This is a genomic window from Microbacterium sp. ZOR0019, assembly GCF_000800925.1.
In the GTDB taxonomy this organism is placed as follows: Bacteria; Actinomycetota; Actinomycetes; order Actinomycetales; family Microbacteriaceae; genus Microbacterium; species Microbacterium aurugineum.
In genome coordinates this window covers 1-13,773 of the sequence record NZ_JRKC01000056.1, presented here as the reverse complement: position 1 = coordinate 13,773, position 13,773 = coordinate 1, and the positions used below count along the sequence as shown (strand labels likewise).

Below are 13,773 nucleotides of genomic sequence, written 5' to 3'. Positions count from 1 at the left end.
GCGTTCCTCGACTACCGTGGGCTTATGCCGAACATTGCACTGGAACTCGGAAAGCAAGCTGCGTCCTTCGGCGTGAAGAGCGCGTATGGAGAGCCGCAGGACGTGGATGGGGTGAGCATCACGCCGGTCGCGTTCACCTATTCGGGATTCGGCGGGGGGAGTGGGGACGGCGCCGAAGGCGGTGGAGGCGGAGGCGTTTCCGTTCCGGTCGGTGTCTACGTGCGGCGTGAAGAGGGCCTGCGCTTCGAGCCCAACATCGTCACTCTGCTCGTTGTGGCCGTGCCGTTCGTCTGGGTCGCCGGACGAGCGTTCGCACGTATCATCCGTGCCCTCAAGAAGTGACGACCCGGTCGCGGCAGCACTCGAGCATGCGGCGACCCTGATCGCGCAGGACATCCGATCACTGGCTGCGGCCAACCCGGTCGTCCTCATCGACGGCGGCAGCGGTGCCGGCAAGTCTTCCCTCGCTGCGCGGCTCGTGCGGCGCTGGCCTGTGCTCGGCCACGTGCAGCTCGTCGCGCTCGACTCGATCTACCCGGGCTGGGACGGGCTCGATCAGGGCGCGGAACGCGCTCTCGAGTGGATTCTGCGCCCGCACGGACGGGGGTACCTGGGGACCTGGCGGCGCTGGGATTGGGAAGCGGAGACCGAGGCCGAGAGCCACGCCGTCGACCCTGCTCTCGGCGTGATCGTCGAGGGCAGCGGGATCCTGCGGCCGTCGACCGCAGGCCTCGCCGACGTCCGGATCTGGGTCGAATCGACGGAAGAATCCCGGAAGAGGCGCGCGCTCGCCCGTGATGGCGACACCTATCGCCCGCATTGGGACCGATGGGCCGCTCAGGAGCGACGCCACATCGACCGAGACGACCCACGCGCGCTCGCGACGCGCATCGTCGAGGTCCCGTAGCGGTCAGTCGATCGGAAGTCCTTCGGCCTCATCCGCAGCGTGGATCAGCAGATCCAGGCGATAACCCAGCCAGTCGTAGATGCCGTGGCGATCGTCTCCGCCGGGGTCCTCGTCGGAGGTGATGCCCAGTCGGGTGGCGATGACGAGACGGATGGCAGTGAGCGTGCGCAGCCAGGCGTCGATGCTCTCGATGGACACGAACACCTCTCGCGTCGTGAGAGCCGTTTCCTCCGTGAGCGCGTCGGAGTCCGGGGGCAGTGTGCCGAGAGCCGACCGTACGATGCGGGCGTCGGCGAGGCGACGGTCGAGAAGCTCGTCTCTCGTCGCGACGCTGAACTCCGCCGCCGCGTCCGAGTCCTCCGGATACGGGGTCGGAGTCAGCCGATCGACGGCGGGGTCAGCGATGTCCCGGGAATCGGTGACGAGTTCCACGAAGTCGTCCACCAGTCGCGCGAGGTGGAACGCCTCGATCAACGTCATCTCCTGAAGGATGCGCTCAGCGGTCACGATGCCGCCTTCCGGACTGTCGCCCAGAGCCCGAAGTCGTGCATCGCCCGGGCATGGACCTCCATCGTCTCTCTGGGGCCGGTCGCGACCACCGCATGGCCTTCGTGGTGGACGGCGAGCATGAGTGCGGTGGCATGGTCGATCGAGTAGCCGAAGTACGTCCGGAACACGCGCACCACGTAGCTCATGAGATTCACCGGGTCGTTCCAGACGACGACCTGCCACGGCTCGAGGGGAGCGGCGCGAAGATCGGTGGTCTCGTCGAGCTCGGGAAGCGCAGCCGGTGTCGTCATGCCCATCCCATCTCATGCAGCTGCTCGTCGTCGATGCCGTAGAAGTGGGCGATCTCGTGCACCAGTGTGGTGTGGATCTCATCGCGGAGTTCGTCTTCGGAATCGCACTGTGCCAGGTGCGGGTCACGGTAGACCACGATGCGGTCGGGGAGCTCGCCCATGCCGTACTGGGTGCGCTCGGTGAGGGCCAGACCGTCGTAGAGACCGAGAAGATCGAGGCTGCCGTCCTCCGGGCGATCTTCGACGACGAACACGATGTTCTCCAGCCCCTCGACCATGTCATCGGGGAGCCGGTCGAGCTCGTCGATCACGAGCTCTTCGAAGGCGTCGGCGTTCATTTCCATCGCATCCAGCCTAGAGGCGGTAGCCGCCCGGCGCCCGCTCAGTGCACGACGACGAGGACACCGGCGACGGCGATGAACAGCGTTCCGAAGACCACGTTGAGTACACGTTGTCCACGCGCGGACGCCGTCAGACGTCGGAAGGGCCGTGCGGCAGCTGCGAAGAACCCCCACATGACGATCACGTCGACCACGACCACGGTGGCGATCAAGGTGAGGTACTGGGGGAGTGGCGGTTCATCGAGCCGCACGAACTGGGGGATGAACGCCAGGAAGAAGACGATCGCCTTGGGGTTCAAGAGGTTCACCCAGAACCCCCGTCGGATCATCGACCAGTGGCTCTCACGGAGGTCGATCGGGGCCGGGGCGTCGACATCGACGTTGACCGCAGCGGGCCGGGCGAGCAGGAGCCGTACCCCGAGGAAGACGAGGTAGGCGGCTCCGGCATAGCGGATGGCGTTGAAAAGGAGTTCCGAGCGTGAGACGAGGAGACCGACGCCGGCAGCGACGATCGCCACGTGGACGACCAGAGCGATCTGCTGGCCGATGATGCCCCAGATCGAGCGCCGCCACCCTTGGCTCATGGCGTTGGACATGGTGTTGATGGCGCCCGCACCGGGCGTGAGGCTGATCACGACGGACGCGGTCAGCAACGAGAACCAGACCGCGAGTGACACGAGGTCAGTCTAGAGCTTCGGGGTGACGTGCCCGGCTTGTTCACGAGGGGACGAAGAAGGCCCGGATCATTCGACCCGGGCCTTCTTCCTGAGGGTGAGTAACGGGACTCGAACCCGCGACATCCGGCACCACAAGCCAGCGCTCTACCAGCTGAGCTATACCCACCATGCGCCCACCGGAGCGGGCAACCATACGAGTCTATTACATGTTCGGAGTGAACTCTGACACCGTGCGGGTCGAGATCTCTCGTGCTTCGTCGCTGGACGGTCCCGGCTCATCGACGAAGACCGCTTCGCGGTAGTAACGGAGCTCTCGGATCGACTCCAGGATGTCAGCGAGCGCACGGTGCCCGCCGTCTTTCGTCGGCGCTTGGAAGAACACACGCGGGTACCAGCGTCGCGAGAGCTCTTTGACGCTGGACACGTCGACGTTCCGGTAGTGCAACCACTGGTCGACCTGTGGCATGTACTTGGCGAGGAACATCCGGTCTGTCCCGATCGTGTTGCCGGCGAGCGGCGCTTTGCGCTCCAGCGGCACGAAGCGCTTGATGTAGGCGAGGGTCTGCGACTCGGCCTCCTCCACGGAGACACCGCCGGCGATCTCATCGATCAGGCCCGAGGTCTCATGCATCTTCGTGACGAAGTCGTTCATGTGCGCGAGAGCGTCCGCGCTGGGGCGAATCACCACCTGGAAGCCGGGATCGACAGGGTTGAGCTCGAAGTCGGTGATGACGACGGCTATCTCGACGAGCTCATCGACCGCCAGATCGAGACCCGTCATCTCGCAGTCGATCCATACGAGACGGTCGTTCTCGGACGCAGTTACCATGCGGCCATCCTATCGACGGCCCCGACATCGCTGACGTGGCGGGCTTCGTGCAAGGCCGCACGACCGCGATACTCTATACGCGTGCGCCTCCGTAGCTCAGGGGATAGAGCAGGAGCCTTCTAATCTCTTGGTCGCAGGTTCGAATCCTGCCGGGGGCACTTCGACTGCGTCAGCCAGAGCTGTCGGCAGGTGTCGTCCGTGCCTCACGAGTGGCGCAGCGCAGCAACGGCGTCGTCCACGTTCCAGAACTCGCCGACGACGCGAAAAGAGCCCGTGGCCAGGTGCAGGCGCTCGGCGCGATACCGGAGCCCGAGCGGATCGGCCGTGATCCTGAGATGCCCCAGGACGTGCTCCCTCCGATCCTGCACGCGCCAGAGGTGATCTGCGGCACGCACGAGGTGCTCACGGCTGGAAGAGAGCCGAGGCGTTGCGTACGGAACGTCGGGGAGGGCAGTGATCAGGTTGTCGGACATCGGAACTCCTTTCGCTCCTTCGAAGATATGACCGACCTCCGACATTCGATCTCCGCTCCGACACGCGGCCTGATCGGCCCTTTCTGCACTGACAGGCTCGGGACGCGATCGGTGCACGTTTCGCGTGATTCCGAGCTATCGAGTCGCGGTCGCGGATGCAGGCTGGAGACCCGGACGACACGCGTCCGGCCACCGGAAGGACAGGACATGATCGACACGCTGACCATCGTGGGACGAGTCGCCACGGATCCGACGCAGGGGCAGACGGGCGGCGGTGTACCCGTGACGAACTTCCGTCTCGCGAGCACCCACCGGCGGTTCGACCCGGCGACGCAGGAGTGGACGGATTCCGGGACGAACTGGTTCTCCGTCGCGGCGTTCCGGCAGCTCGGTGAGAACGTGAGGGCCTCACTGCGCACCGGTGACAGCGTGATCGTCACCGGACGATTGAAGATCCGCGAGTGGGAGAGCAACGGCAAGCACGGCACGAGTGTCGATATCGAGGCCGATGCGATCGGACACGATCTGCGTTGGGGGACGACGGCGTATCGACCGCGCGCCCGCCCGACTGCGGAGCCGGGCCTGCACGCTGTCCACAGCGACCGGTCCATGTCGCCGGCCGAAGAGCTTCGAGACGACGAGCCCGTCGGCGGCGAGGAGATGACTCCGTTCGATCTCTCCTGGACGGAGTCGAGCGCCACGACGGAAGCGGTGCGGTGAGCTCGCACGTGACTCCCACGACGACGCGGGATCTCCGTGACGTACCGAGGCGCTTCGACAGGAGCCGTAGACTCGGCACGTGATTCGTCGAACGGTCTTCTCACCGGCGCGCACGGCCTGCGTGGTGGCTTCGGTCGCTGCCGTCCTCCTGTTCGCCGGTTGCGCGCCGACACCTGAGCCTTCCGCCTCTCCGACGGCTCAGGTGTCGGCGGGCCCCACGCCCGTTCCCGAACCGGCGCTGGTTCCCGATGGCACGGCCGAAGAGAACCTTCCTGTCTTCACGGCGGTCGCTGAGCGCGTGTGGGCGACCGATCAGCGTGGTTCCGGCCGGGCATACGTGGATGCCCTGGTCGAGGCCGGCTTCGATCGCGACGCCATGCAGGTGACTCAGGACCAGACGACGGTGGGCAATCCGGCGGAGAGCCTTCAGTTCTCCGTGCGATGGGGTGATGAAGCCTGCCTGGTCGGACAAGTCGGACCGTCCACGGGTCAGGTCGTCGCGACCGTGATGCCGCAACTCGCCGAGGGGCGGTGTCTCGTCGGCACCACGCGCCCGATCGACTGGTGACAGGCCGAGGGGCCGGTAGGCTGGGGTGTCGATCTTCGACGCCAACAGAAGGAGCGGTTTTCGGTGGCTGAGTACATCTACTCGATGGTGCGTGCGCGCAAGGCGGTGGGCGAGAAGCTCATCCTCGACGACGTGACCATGGCGTTCCTGCCCGGAGCAAAGATCGGCATGGTGGGTCCGAACGGCGCCGGAAAGTCCACGATCCTCAAGATCATGGCCGGTCTCGACACCCCCTCGAACGGTGAGGCGAAGCTCTCCCCGGGTTATTCGGTGGGCATTCTGATGCAGGAGCCGGAACTCGACGAGTCGAAGACGGTGATCGAGAACATCCAGGACGGGATCGCCATCAAGGCGAAGCTCGACCGGTTCAACGAGATCTCCGCGCTCATGGCCGAGCCCGACGCCGACTTCGATGCCCTCCTCGCCGAGATGGGCACATTGCAGGAAGAGATCGATGCCGCCGACGGGTGGGACCTCGACTCCCAGCTCGATCAGGCTATGGATGCGCTGCGCACTCCTCCCGCTGACGCCGCGATCGCCCCGCTCTCCGGTGGTGAGAAGCGCCGTGTCGCGCTGGCGAAGCTGCTCCTGCAGAAGCCCGACCTCCTGCTCCTCGACGAGCCCACGAACCACCTCGATGCCGAGAGCGTGCTCTGGCTCGAGCAGCACCTGCAGGCGTACAAGGGCGCGGTGATCGCGATCACCCACGACCGGTACTTCCTGGACCACGTCGCTGAGTGGATCGCCGAGGTCGACCGCGGTCGTCTCATCGGCTACGAGGGCAACTACTCGACCTATCTGGAGAAGAAGGGCGAGCGCCTCGAGATCCAGGGCAAGAAGGACGCGAAGCTCGCCAAGCGCCTCAAGGAGGAGCTGGAGTGGGTGCGGTCCAGCGCCAAGGGCCGTCAGACCAAGTCGAAGGCTCGCCTGGCTCGCTACGAGGAGATGGCCTCGGAGGCGGAGCGCACCAGAAAGCTCGACTTCGAGGAGATCCAGATCCCGGCGGGTCCGCGTCTCGGCACGGTCGTCATCGAGGCGAAGAACCTCAAGAAGGGATTCGACGGGCGTTCACTCATCGACGGGCTGAGCTTCAGCCTTCCGCCGAACGGCATCGTCGGCGTGATCGGACCGAACGGTGTGGGAAAGACCACGCTCTTCAAGACGATCGTGGGACTCGAGCCGCTCGACGGTGGTGACCTGAAGATCGGTGAGACGGTCAAGATCAGCTATGTCGACCAGTCTCGCGCCAACATCGATCCGAACAAGACGCTGTGGGAGGTCGTTTCCGACGGCCTGGACTTCATCACCGTCGGCAAGACGGAGATCCCTTCGCGTGCCTACGTCTCGAAGTTCGGCTTCAAGGGGCCCGATCAGCAGAAGAAGGCCGGCGTTCTCTCGGGCGGTGAGCGCAACCGTCTGAACCTCGCTCTGACGCTCAAGGAAGGTGGCAACCTGCTGCTGCTCGACGAGCCGACCAACGACCTCGACGTCGAGACGCTGAGCTCGCTCGAGAACGCTCTGCTCGAGTTCCCCGGATGCGCCGTGGTGATCACTCACGACCGGTGGTTCCTCGACCGCATCGCGACGCACATCCTGGCGTACGAGGGCACCGACGAGAAGCCCGACCAGTGGTACTGGTTCGAGGGCAACTTCGAGGCCTATGAGGAGAACAAGATCGAGCGCCTCGGACCGGACGCCGCGAAGCCGCACCGGTCGACGCACCGCAAGTTGACGCGCGACTGAGACCGCGATGTCTACGTCGCCGGGGACCCGCCTGCACATCCCGATCCACCTTCGCTGGGGGGATCTGGATGCCTTCAACCACGTGAACAACACCTCGATGCTGAAACTGCTCGAGGAGGCTCGCGTGCGGGCATTCTGGCGGGCGGGCCCCGGCGAAGAGGCGCCGTCCACGGCGGTGCTCGATTCCGGCATCGACGAGGGCATCCTGACCCTCATCGCCCGCCAGGAGATCGAGTATCTCGCACCGGTGCCCTATCAACGCCGACCTCTCGAAGTCCAGATGTGGTTCGGCAAGCTCGGCGGCTCCAGCGTCGAAGTCTGCTACGAAGTCCACAACGACCCCACCGCCGCGCCCCGTCAGATCTACGCGCGGTCGACCGCGATCATCGTGCTCGTCGATGCGCAGACCGGGCGCCCGACCCGGCTCACCCCGGAGATGCGTGACGCCTGGGAGCCCTACGTGGGCCCATCTATCGAGTACTCCCACCGCTGAGGCCCCCGCGGAACAGCGCGAGGCCGGGGCGGCGTCAGGAGGCGTCTTCAGGGACGCGAATCATGATCTCCTGCGCGACGCTCGCCGCAAGAGAGCCATCGCGTGTGTAGATCCGTCCGGTGGCGAGCCCGCGGCCACCGCGGGCGTTCGGGGACTCCTGGACATACAGCAGCCACTCATCCACACGGGCGGGACGGTGCCACCACATCGCGTGGTCCAGGCTCGCGACCTTCAACCCGGGCAACGCCCAGTACACGCCGTGCGCGCGGAGGATCGACTCCTGGATCGTCATGTCGCTGAGGTAGGCGAGCGCGGCACGGTGCAGGCGCTGATCGTCGGGGAGTGGTGCACGCAGACGCATCCACACCGCCTGGCGCGCGACACGCTGGTCGTCACTCGGCAGATACAGCGGAGAGTCGACGTGCCGGATGTCGGCAGCGCGTTCGCTCAACATGCGCGTGGTGCCCTCGGGAAGGCCGTGAACGCGCTCCTCGTCCGGCGTGAGCTCCTCCGGGGAAGGGATGCCCTCCGGCATCGGCTCGGCGTGCTCCACGCCGGGATCACCGTCTTGGAACGACGCGATCATCGAGAAGATCGGCACGCCGTTCTGATAGGCCTGCGCCCTCCGGGTCGAGAAGGAACGGCCGTCGTGGATCCGATCGACGGCGATCGTGATTCCCTGACTCGCGTCGCCGGGGCGCAGGAAATAGCCGTGCATCGAGTGCACAGCCCGGTCTTCGGGAAGTGTGCGTTCGGCGGCGAGGAGCGCTTGCGCGAGGACTTGACCGCCGTAGATGCGTCCACTCGGCATGGGATGCGACGAACCCGTGAAGATGTCCTCCGTGGTCCGTGCCTGCGTCGCATCGAGATCGAGGATCTCACGCAGCCGCTCGACGGTCCGGACGGCATGGTCCTTCGCGCTCATATGTTCCTTCCCCGCGACCGCACACGCCGCTCCGTTGGTAGTTTAGAACGCGTGCCGCATCACCTCCTCCTCGCCGACCCGGACACCGCGAAGGATGTCCTCACTTTCGTCGGTCGAGCGACCCGGATCACGGACGACGGGGTGCGGCTGCAGGCAGCGAACGGCGTCCTCGCGCTGACCACCGCCGCGCTGGCGCCGCACGGTCTCTTCGACCAGACTCCGACGATCCTCGCCATGCGTATCGTGCATGCTGACCCGGAACTCCGCTGCGATGTCGTCGTGGATCAGCTCACCACGACGGACGAGCAGGCCCAGCTCGCGTTCCCGGACACGGGACTCTCGCCTGCGTGGGCCGGCGTCGCACCGCCCCGCTCCGGATGGGAGCAGGCCTCCGCGCTCCCGGCCTCGACCATTGCGCAGCGCGCGCAGTGGGGGATCTCCGCAGTGGCTCGCGGCGCGGGTGCAGGATCGGGCGAGGAAGCCGTCCGGGCTCTTCGCGCAGCGATCTGGGGGGAACCGGATGAGGAGCTGGGCGGACTGCCGCGTGGCATCGCCTTCGCCGCCGACGCCATGGGTTTCATCTCCGGGGACGAACAGGTGCCCGTCACCCGGTCCGGTCGGTGGACCCGGCTGTCCTTCCGCCGCGGTCATGTCCTGGTGCGAGGTCCGATCGCCTCCGGACTCACGGGCGTCCGCGACACGGGCTCCGCAGGCTGAGACGTCGTCGGGGACACGCGCCGCAGACCCGAGGATCAGCTCCCGGCTGCGGCCGCACGTCCGGCTGCACGACCGCTGAAGAGACAGCCGCCCAGGAACGTGCCTTCGAGTGCACGATAGCCATGGACCCCGCCTCCGCCGAAGCCACTCGCCTCGCCTGCGGCGAACAACCCCGGGATCGGTGCGCCCTGAGCGTTCAACGCGCGACCGTCGAGATCGGTGTTGATGCCGCCGAGCGACTTCCGCGTGAGGACGTGCAGCTTCACCGCGATGAGCGGGCCGGCGCTGCGCTCTTGCAGCCGATGAGGTGCGGCGGTGCGGATGAGCTTGTCGCCGCGATAGTTCCGCATGGACCGCAGCATCGCGATCTGTGCGTCCTTGGTGAAGTCGTTCTCCACCTCACGATCCCGGGCGACCACCTCCTTGCGCACGGCGTCGATGTCGAGCAGCTCTCCGCCGGGATGGCGCTGCATCTGCTCCAGGAGTGATTCGAGATCGTTCTCGACGATGAAGTCCTCGCCCTCGTCGAGGAACGACTGCACGGGACCTGTCGGACCCTTCGCGAGCCGTGAACGGAGCAGCAGCCCGACATCCTTGCCCGTCAGGTCGGGGTTCTGCTCGCTCCCGGACAGGGCGAACTCCTTCTCGACGATCTGCCGCGACGTCACGAACCAGGAGTGGTCGTGCCCTGTCGAGCGCAGATGCTCGAGCGTGCCCAAGGTGTCGAAACCCGGGTACAGCGGAACCGGCAGACGTCGTCCGGTGGCATCCAACCAGAGCGACGAGGGCCCCGGGAGGATGCGGATGCCGTGAGAGGGCCACACCGGGTCCCAGTTCGTGATGCCTTCGACGTAGTGCCACATCCGGTCACCGTTGATCAGCCGCGCGCCCGCCGCTTCGCTCACGCCGTGCATCGATCCATCGACGTAGGCCGGCACGCCGGAGAGCATGTGCGCGGGCGGCGCGCCGAGCCTCGACGGCCACGCGGCGCGGACGAGGTCGTGGTTGCCACCGATGCCGCCCGAGGAGACGATCGTGGCACCCGCTGAGATCTCGAACTCCCTGATGACCTCGCGGGTGGTCGGCTCACCCCGCTCCGCACCGCTCGATGCGAGGATGCTGCCGCGCGCACCCGTCACCGTGCCGTCCGTCACGATCAGTTCCGACACGCGGTGTCGAGGAAGCACGGTCAGGCGCCCCTCACGTTCGCCCTGCTCCACGGCAGCGGCGAACGGTGCCACGATCCCGGGTCCGGTTCCCCACGTGATGTGGAACCGTGGCACGGAGTTGCCCGGGCCGATCGCGCCGTATCCGCCTCGTTCCGCCCACCCCACCACCGGGAAGAAGCCGACGCCGCGTTCACGCAGCCAGGAGCGCTTCTCACCGGCCGCGAACTGCAGGTATGCCTCGGCCCAGCGCCGTGGCCATTCATCCTCCGGGCGGTCGAAGGCGGCATTGCCGAACCAGTCCTGCGTCGCGAGCTCGAGCGAGTCCCTGATACCGAGACGCCTCTGCTCGGGGGAGTCGATGAAGAACAGGCCGCCGAAAGACCACCAGGCCTGACCGCCCAGATTGGTGCGCGGCTCCTGATCGATCAGGATGACACGCCGCCCCGCATCCAGCGCCTCTGCGGCGGCGACGAGGCCGGACAACCCCCATCCGATCACCAGGACATCCGTGGACAGGGGCGTTGTCGTCATGAGTTCTCCGTTGATTCCTGACGTGAGCGGGTCTCGAGCGTGGGACGGTCGCCAGCTGCGGCGCCGATGCCCGACGGCTCGAATGTGTTCACCATGGCATAGGCGGCGCGCTCCAGGTAGTCCCACAGCGTCGATTCGTGCAGGGGGGACAACTGCGCCTCGTCGACGGCGGTCCTCATATGACGAAGCCAACGATCCCGGGCGTCCGGGTCGATGTGGAACGGTATGTGGCGCATCCGGAGCCGGGGATGCCCGCGGGTCTCCCCATAGGTCGTCGGTCCGCCCCAGTACTGCTCGAGGAAGAGGCGGAGCCGATCCTCTGCGGGCCCCAGATCCTCCTCGGGATACATCGGCTTCAGCACGGGATCGAGTGCGACCTCGCGGTAGAACACGGAGACGATCCTGCGGAAGGTCTCGTGACCGCCGACCTCGTCGTAGAACGTCACTTCTGGGTACTCCCGTCGTCGGTGGGCTTCTTGCGCCGCCAGATCCCGCGATCGGGAATGACGGGAACGCCGGTGACGGCGTTCGGGCGCGTCTTGGGCGGGTTCGCGCCTCGCACCCGGCGTGCGCCGTCGAGGCCGGTGGGCACGACGTCGGCCATCCGCGGGACGCTGATCTCCTTCTCGAGGAGGGCCGCGCGCAGGCGGCGGCGCAGTTCTTGCGCCACATCGTCCTTCGCGTTGGCTCGGGCCTTGATCACGATGCGGACGACGAGCGCGTCGCCGTCGATGGATTCGAGGCCCCAGAGCTCCGGCTTCTCGATGATGCGGGTGCGCCACTTCGGGTCTTTCGCGAGTCCCTGTGCCGTCTCCAGCATGGTGTGTTCGACCAGGTCGAGGTCGGAGTCTGCAGGAACACCGATGTCGATGATCGATCGCGCCCAGCCCTGAGACATGTTCCCGATGCGGGTGACCTCTCCGTTTCGCACGTACCAGAGGGTCCCGTTGACGTCGCGCACCTGGGTGATGCGCACGCTGACGTACTCCACGACCCCGCTCGCCAGGCCGAGGTCGACCACGTCACCGATGCCGATCTGGTCTTCGGCCACGATGAACATGCCGTTGAGCACGTCTTTCACGATGTTCTGGGCGCCGAAGCCCAATCCGGCACCGACGGCGGCCGTGAGGAGCGTCAGGGAGCCGAGGAGCGACGAGTTCAGTGCATTGACGATGAGCACGATCGCGATGACGACCAGCATCACGTTGACGATGTTCTGCAGGATCGTGCCGAGTGTCCTGGTGCGCTGCACCAGTCGCATGTCTGCGAGCGGCGAGCGCTCGAGTGCCTGCGTGTCGTCGACCGAGGCCTTGTTCTTGGCGCTGTCGACGATGCGACGCACGACCCGTCGGATGATGAGACGGAGCACCAGGCCGATCACGATGCAGCTGCCGATGATGAGCGCGACGGTGAGCGCGTTCTTGCCGACCTGCGTCAGCCAGGCGAGCAACGCTTCCACCCCATCGGGGAGGGGCGTCTCCGCGGGTGAGTCGGTGTCGGCGAAGGGGAGGATCATCAGTCACGATCCTAGCGATCGGGGCTCTGCGCGGGCTGGGTGCGCGCGCCAGACGAAAACGGAGACCATCCGTCCCTCTATCGCCGTGTCGGTGAGCGACACGCCGAGTGCAGGACGGATGGTCTCCGTTTCGGATGCGTCGGGGATCAGTCCTCGGCGTCGCGCGCCTGCGCGGCCAGCGCGCGCTCCACATCCGCCAGGTTCTCGAGCACGAGTCGGCGCAGCGCCGGCGCCGCGTCCTGGTGGGCGGAGAGCCAGGCGCGGGTCGCGTCGCGCAGCGCGATGTCGGCCAGCGCCGTCGGGAAGAGTCCGACGATCAGGTACTGCGCGATCTGATAGCTGCGCGACTCCCACACCGGAAGCAGCATGTCGAAGTACGCGGGGACGAACTCGGCGAGCACCGCCGTACCTGCCGGATGCGTGAACCCGAGCGCCGCAGAGCGGACGATCGTGTTCGGAGCGTCGTCACGCTCGATCAGCGATGCCCACGCCGCCTTCTTGGACGCCGAGTCGGGAAGGGAAGCGCGTGCCTGCGCGGCGAACTCTCCGCCCTTGGCCGTGTTGTCGGAAGCGAGGGCGGCATCGATCGTCGCGGCATCCGTGGCACCGATCGTGGCGAGGCCGACGAGGAGCTGCCAGTTCAGGTCGGCGTCGACCTCCAATCCGGGCAGGGTGTCCTCTCCGGATCGCAGTCGTCCGACGATGCCTGCGTGCTCCGGGGTGACCAGGGCGTTCGCGAACGCGGTGACGAACTGCAGCTGGCTGTCGCTGCCGGGCTCCGCTGCCTCTGCGAGGCTCCACAGGCCGTCGGCGACCTTGAGGCGGGCAGCCTCGCGATCAGCGGGCGCGACGTACAGCGTCGCGGCGGAGCGGAGCTGAGCGAGCGTGGTGCGCACGGTGGTCGACTCGGTCTCGCGGCCGATGTTGCCGAGCACGAGGTCGATGTACTCCGATGCACCGGTCTCGGCGTCGCGGGTCTGGTCCCAGGCGGCACCCCACACGAGCGAACGTGCGAGGGGGTCGTGGATGTCCGCCAGGTGCGCGATCGCCGTCGCGAGCGACTTCTCGTCGAGACGGATCTTGGCGTAAGCGAGGTCGTTGTCGTTCAGGAGGACGAGGTCCGGTCGGGCGAGGCCGTGCAGCTCGGGCACTTCGGTGCGGTCCCCGTCGACATCGACCTCGAGGTGATGCGTGCGGGTGAGCGAGCCGTCGGTCAGCGTGTAGAAGCCGATACCGAGGCGGTGAGGACGGATCGTCGGGTAGTCCGCGGGCGCGGTCTGGGTGATGGCGAAGCGCGAGATCGTGCCGTCGTCACCCTCGGCGATGACCGGCTCGAGCGTGTTGACGCCGGCGGTCTCGAGCCA

General features: G+C 66.7%; 18 protein-coding genes and 2 tRNA genes. 8 read left to right on the top strand and 12 right to left on the bottom strand.

Annotated features, from left to right (window positions below; all coding sequences use genetic code 11):
- Positions 1-24: 24 nt before the first annotated feature.
- Positions 25-342 carry a hypothetical protein gene (locus tag L978_RS12050; protein ID WP_047523330.1) on the top strand — a complete coding sequence of 106 codons (318 nt, stop codon included), beginning with the start codon at positions 25-27 and terminating at the stop codon, positions 340-342.
- Positions 326-907, top strand: coding sequence for an aminobenzoate synthetase (locus L978_RS12045; protein WP_047523329.1), 582 nt, complete (start codon positions 326-328; stop codon positions 905-907). The genes L978_RS12050 and L978_RS12045 overlap by 17 nt, the downstream gene beginning before the upstream one ends.
- A 3-nt stretch (positions 908-910) precedes the next feature.
- Here L978_RS12045 and L978_RS12040 read toward each other — a convergent pair whose 3' ends face one another.
- The 6 genes from L978_RS12040 to orn all read right to left on the bottom strand — a co-directional run bounded on the left by L978_RS12040 (position 911) and on the right by orn (position 3,554).
- On the bottom strand, positions 911-1,414 hold the full coding sequence (locus L978_RS12040) for a DUF2017 family protein (RefSeq protein WP_047523328.1): 504 nt from the start codon (positions 1,412-1,414) through the stop codon (positions 911-913).
- Positions 1,411-1,707: an ATP-dependent Clp protease adapter ClpS gene (gene clpS / locus L978_RS12035; RefSeq protein WP_081997037.1), complete on the bottom strand. Its 297-nt coding sequence runs from the start codon at positions 1,705-1,707 to the stop codon at positions 1,411-1,413. Before clpS ends, L978_RS12040 begins: the two co-directional genes overlap by 4 nt.
- Entirely contained in the window at positions 1,704-2,051 is a 348-nt protein-coding gene (locus L978_RS12030) for a metallopeptidase family protein (protein WP_047523326.1), read from the bottom strand. Before L978_RS12030 ends, clpS begins: the two co-directional genes overlap by 4 nt.
- Before the next feature lie 38 nt (positions 2,052-2,089).
- Positions 2,090-2,725: a LysE family transporter gene (locus L978_RS12025; RefSeq protein WP_047523325.1), complete on the bottom strand. Its 636-nt coding sequence runs from the start codon at positions 2,723-2,725 to the stop codon at positions 2,090-2,092.
- 93 nt (positions 2,726-2,818) lie between these two features.
- Positions 2,819-2,891: transfer RNA gene (locus L978_RS12020), tRNA-His, on the bottom strand.
- Positions 2,892-2,927: 36 nt separating this feature from the next.
- On the bottom strand, positions 2,928-3,554 hold the full coding sequence (gene orn, locus L978_RS12015; RefSeq protein WP_047523323.1) for an oligoribonuclease: 627 nt from the start codon (positions 3,552-3,554) through the stop codon (positions 2,928-2,930).
- Positions 3,555-3,639: 85 nt separating this feature from the next.
- Here orn and L978_RS12010 point away from each other — a divergent pair.
- Positions 3,640-3,712 (top strand) — tRNA-Arg (locus tag L978_RS12010).
- Positions 3,713-3,757: 45 nt separating this feature from the next.
- Here L978_RS12010 and L978_RS12005 read toward each other — a convergent pair.
- The gene (locus L978_RS12005; protein WP_047523321.1) at positions 3,758-4,027 is read right to left on the bottom strand and encodes a hypothetical protein; all 270 of its coding nucleotides are present in this window, start codon (positions 4,025-4,027) and stop codon (positions 3,758-3,760) included.
- A 207-nt stretch (positions 4,028-4,234) separates the two neighbouring features.
- On the opposite strand from L978_RS12005, the gene L978_RS12000 reads away from it, so the two are divergent.
- The 4 genes from L978_RS12000 to L978_RS11985 all read left to right on the top strand — a co-directional run bounded on the left by L978_RS12000 (position 4,235) and on the right by L978_RS11985 (position 7,551).
- Entirely contained in the window at positions 4,235-4,747 is a 513-nt protein-coding gene (locus L978_RS12000) for a single-stranded DNA-binding protein (protein WP_047523320.1), read from the top strand.
- Between the two features lie 79 nt (positions 4,748-4,826).
- Positions 4,827-5,315 (top strand): DUF6993 domain-containing protein, encoded by a 489-nt coding sequence (locus tag L978_RS18965; protein WP_197055658.1) that lies wholly within the window; start codon positions 4,827-4,829, stop codon positions 5,313-5,315.
- A 63-nt stretch (positions 5,316-5,378) separates the two neighbouring features.
- Complete coding sequence (gene ettA / locus L978_RS11990; protein WP_047523319.1) at positions 5,379-7,058, top strand: energy-dependent translational throttle protein EttA; 1,680 nt, start codon at positions 5,379-5,381, stop codon at positions 7,056-7,058.
- A gap of 7 nt (positions 7,059-7,065) precedes the next feature.
- Positions 7,066-7,551, top strand: coding sequence for an acyl-CoA thioesterase (locus tag L978_RS11985; protein ID WP_047523318.1), 486 nt, complete (start codon positions 7,066-7,068; stop codon positions 7,549-7,551).
- A gap of 34 nt (positions 7,552-7,585) precedes the next feature.
- Here the strand turns inward: L978_RS11985 and L978_RS11980 are convergent, their stop codons facing one another.
- Positions 7,586-8,476 (bottom strand): acyl-CoA thioesterase, encoded by an 891-nt coding sequence (locus tag L978_RS11980; RefSeq protein ID WP_052193664.1) that lies wholly within the window; start codon positions 8,474-8,476, stop codon positions 7,586-7,588.
- A gap of 51 nt (positions 8,477-8,527) precedes the next feature.
- Here L978_RS11980 and L978_RS11975 point away from each other — a divergent pair, with 51 nt between their 5' ends.
- Positions 8,528-9,193 carry a hypothetical protein gene (locus L978_RS11975; protein ID WP_047523317.1) on the top strand — a complete coding sequence of 222 codons (666 nt, stop codon included), beginning with the start codon at positions 8,528-8,530 and terminating at the stop codon, positions 9,191-9,193.
- 35 nt (positions 9,194-9,228) lie between these two features.
- Here the strand turns inward: L978_RS11975 and L978_RS11970 are convergent, their stop codons facing one another.
- The 4 genes from L978_RS11970 to L978_RS11955 form a co-directional block, all read right to left on the bottom strand.
- Positions 9,229-10,893 carry an FAD-binding dehydrogenase gene (locus tag L978_RS11970; protein ID WP_047523316.1) on the bottom strand — a complete coding sequence of 555 codons (1,665 nt, stop codon included), beginning with the start codon at positions 10,891-10,893 and terminating at the stop codon, positions 9,229-9,231.
- A complete protein-coding gene (locus L978_RS11965; protein ID WP_047523315.1) occupies positions 10,890-11,339 on the bottom strand; it encodes a globin in 450 nt (149 codons plus the stop codon). Before L978_RS11965 ends, L978_RS11970 begins: the two co-directional genes overlap by 4 nt.
- Positions 11,336-12,409 (bottom strand): mechanosensitive ion channel family protein, encoded by a 1,074-nt coding sequence (locus tag L978_RS11960; RefSeq protein WP_047523314.1) that lies wholly within the window; start codon positions 12,407-12,409, stop codon positions 11,336-11,338. The genes L978_RS11965 and L978_RS11960 overlap by 4 nt, the downstream gene beginning before the upstream one ends.
- A gap of 146 nt (positions 12,410-12,555) precedes the next feature.
- Positions 12,556-13,773, bottom strand: a 1,218-nt coding sequence (locus L978_RS11955) for an ERAP1-like C-terminal domain-containing protein (protein WP_047523312.1), incomplete at its 5' end; no start/stop codon positions are given.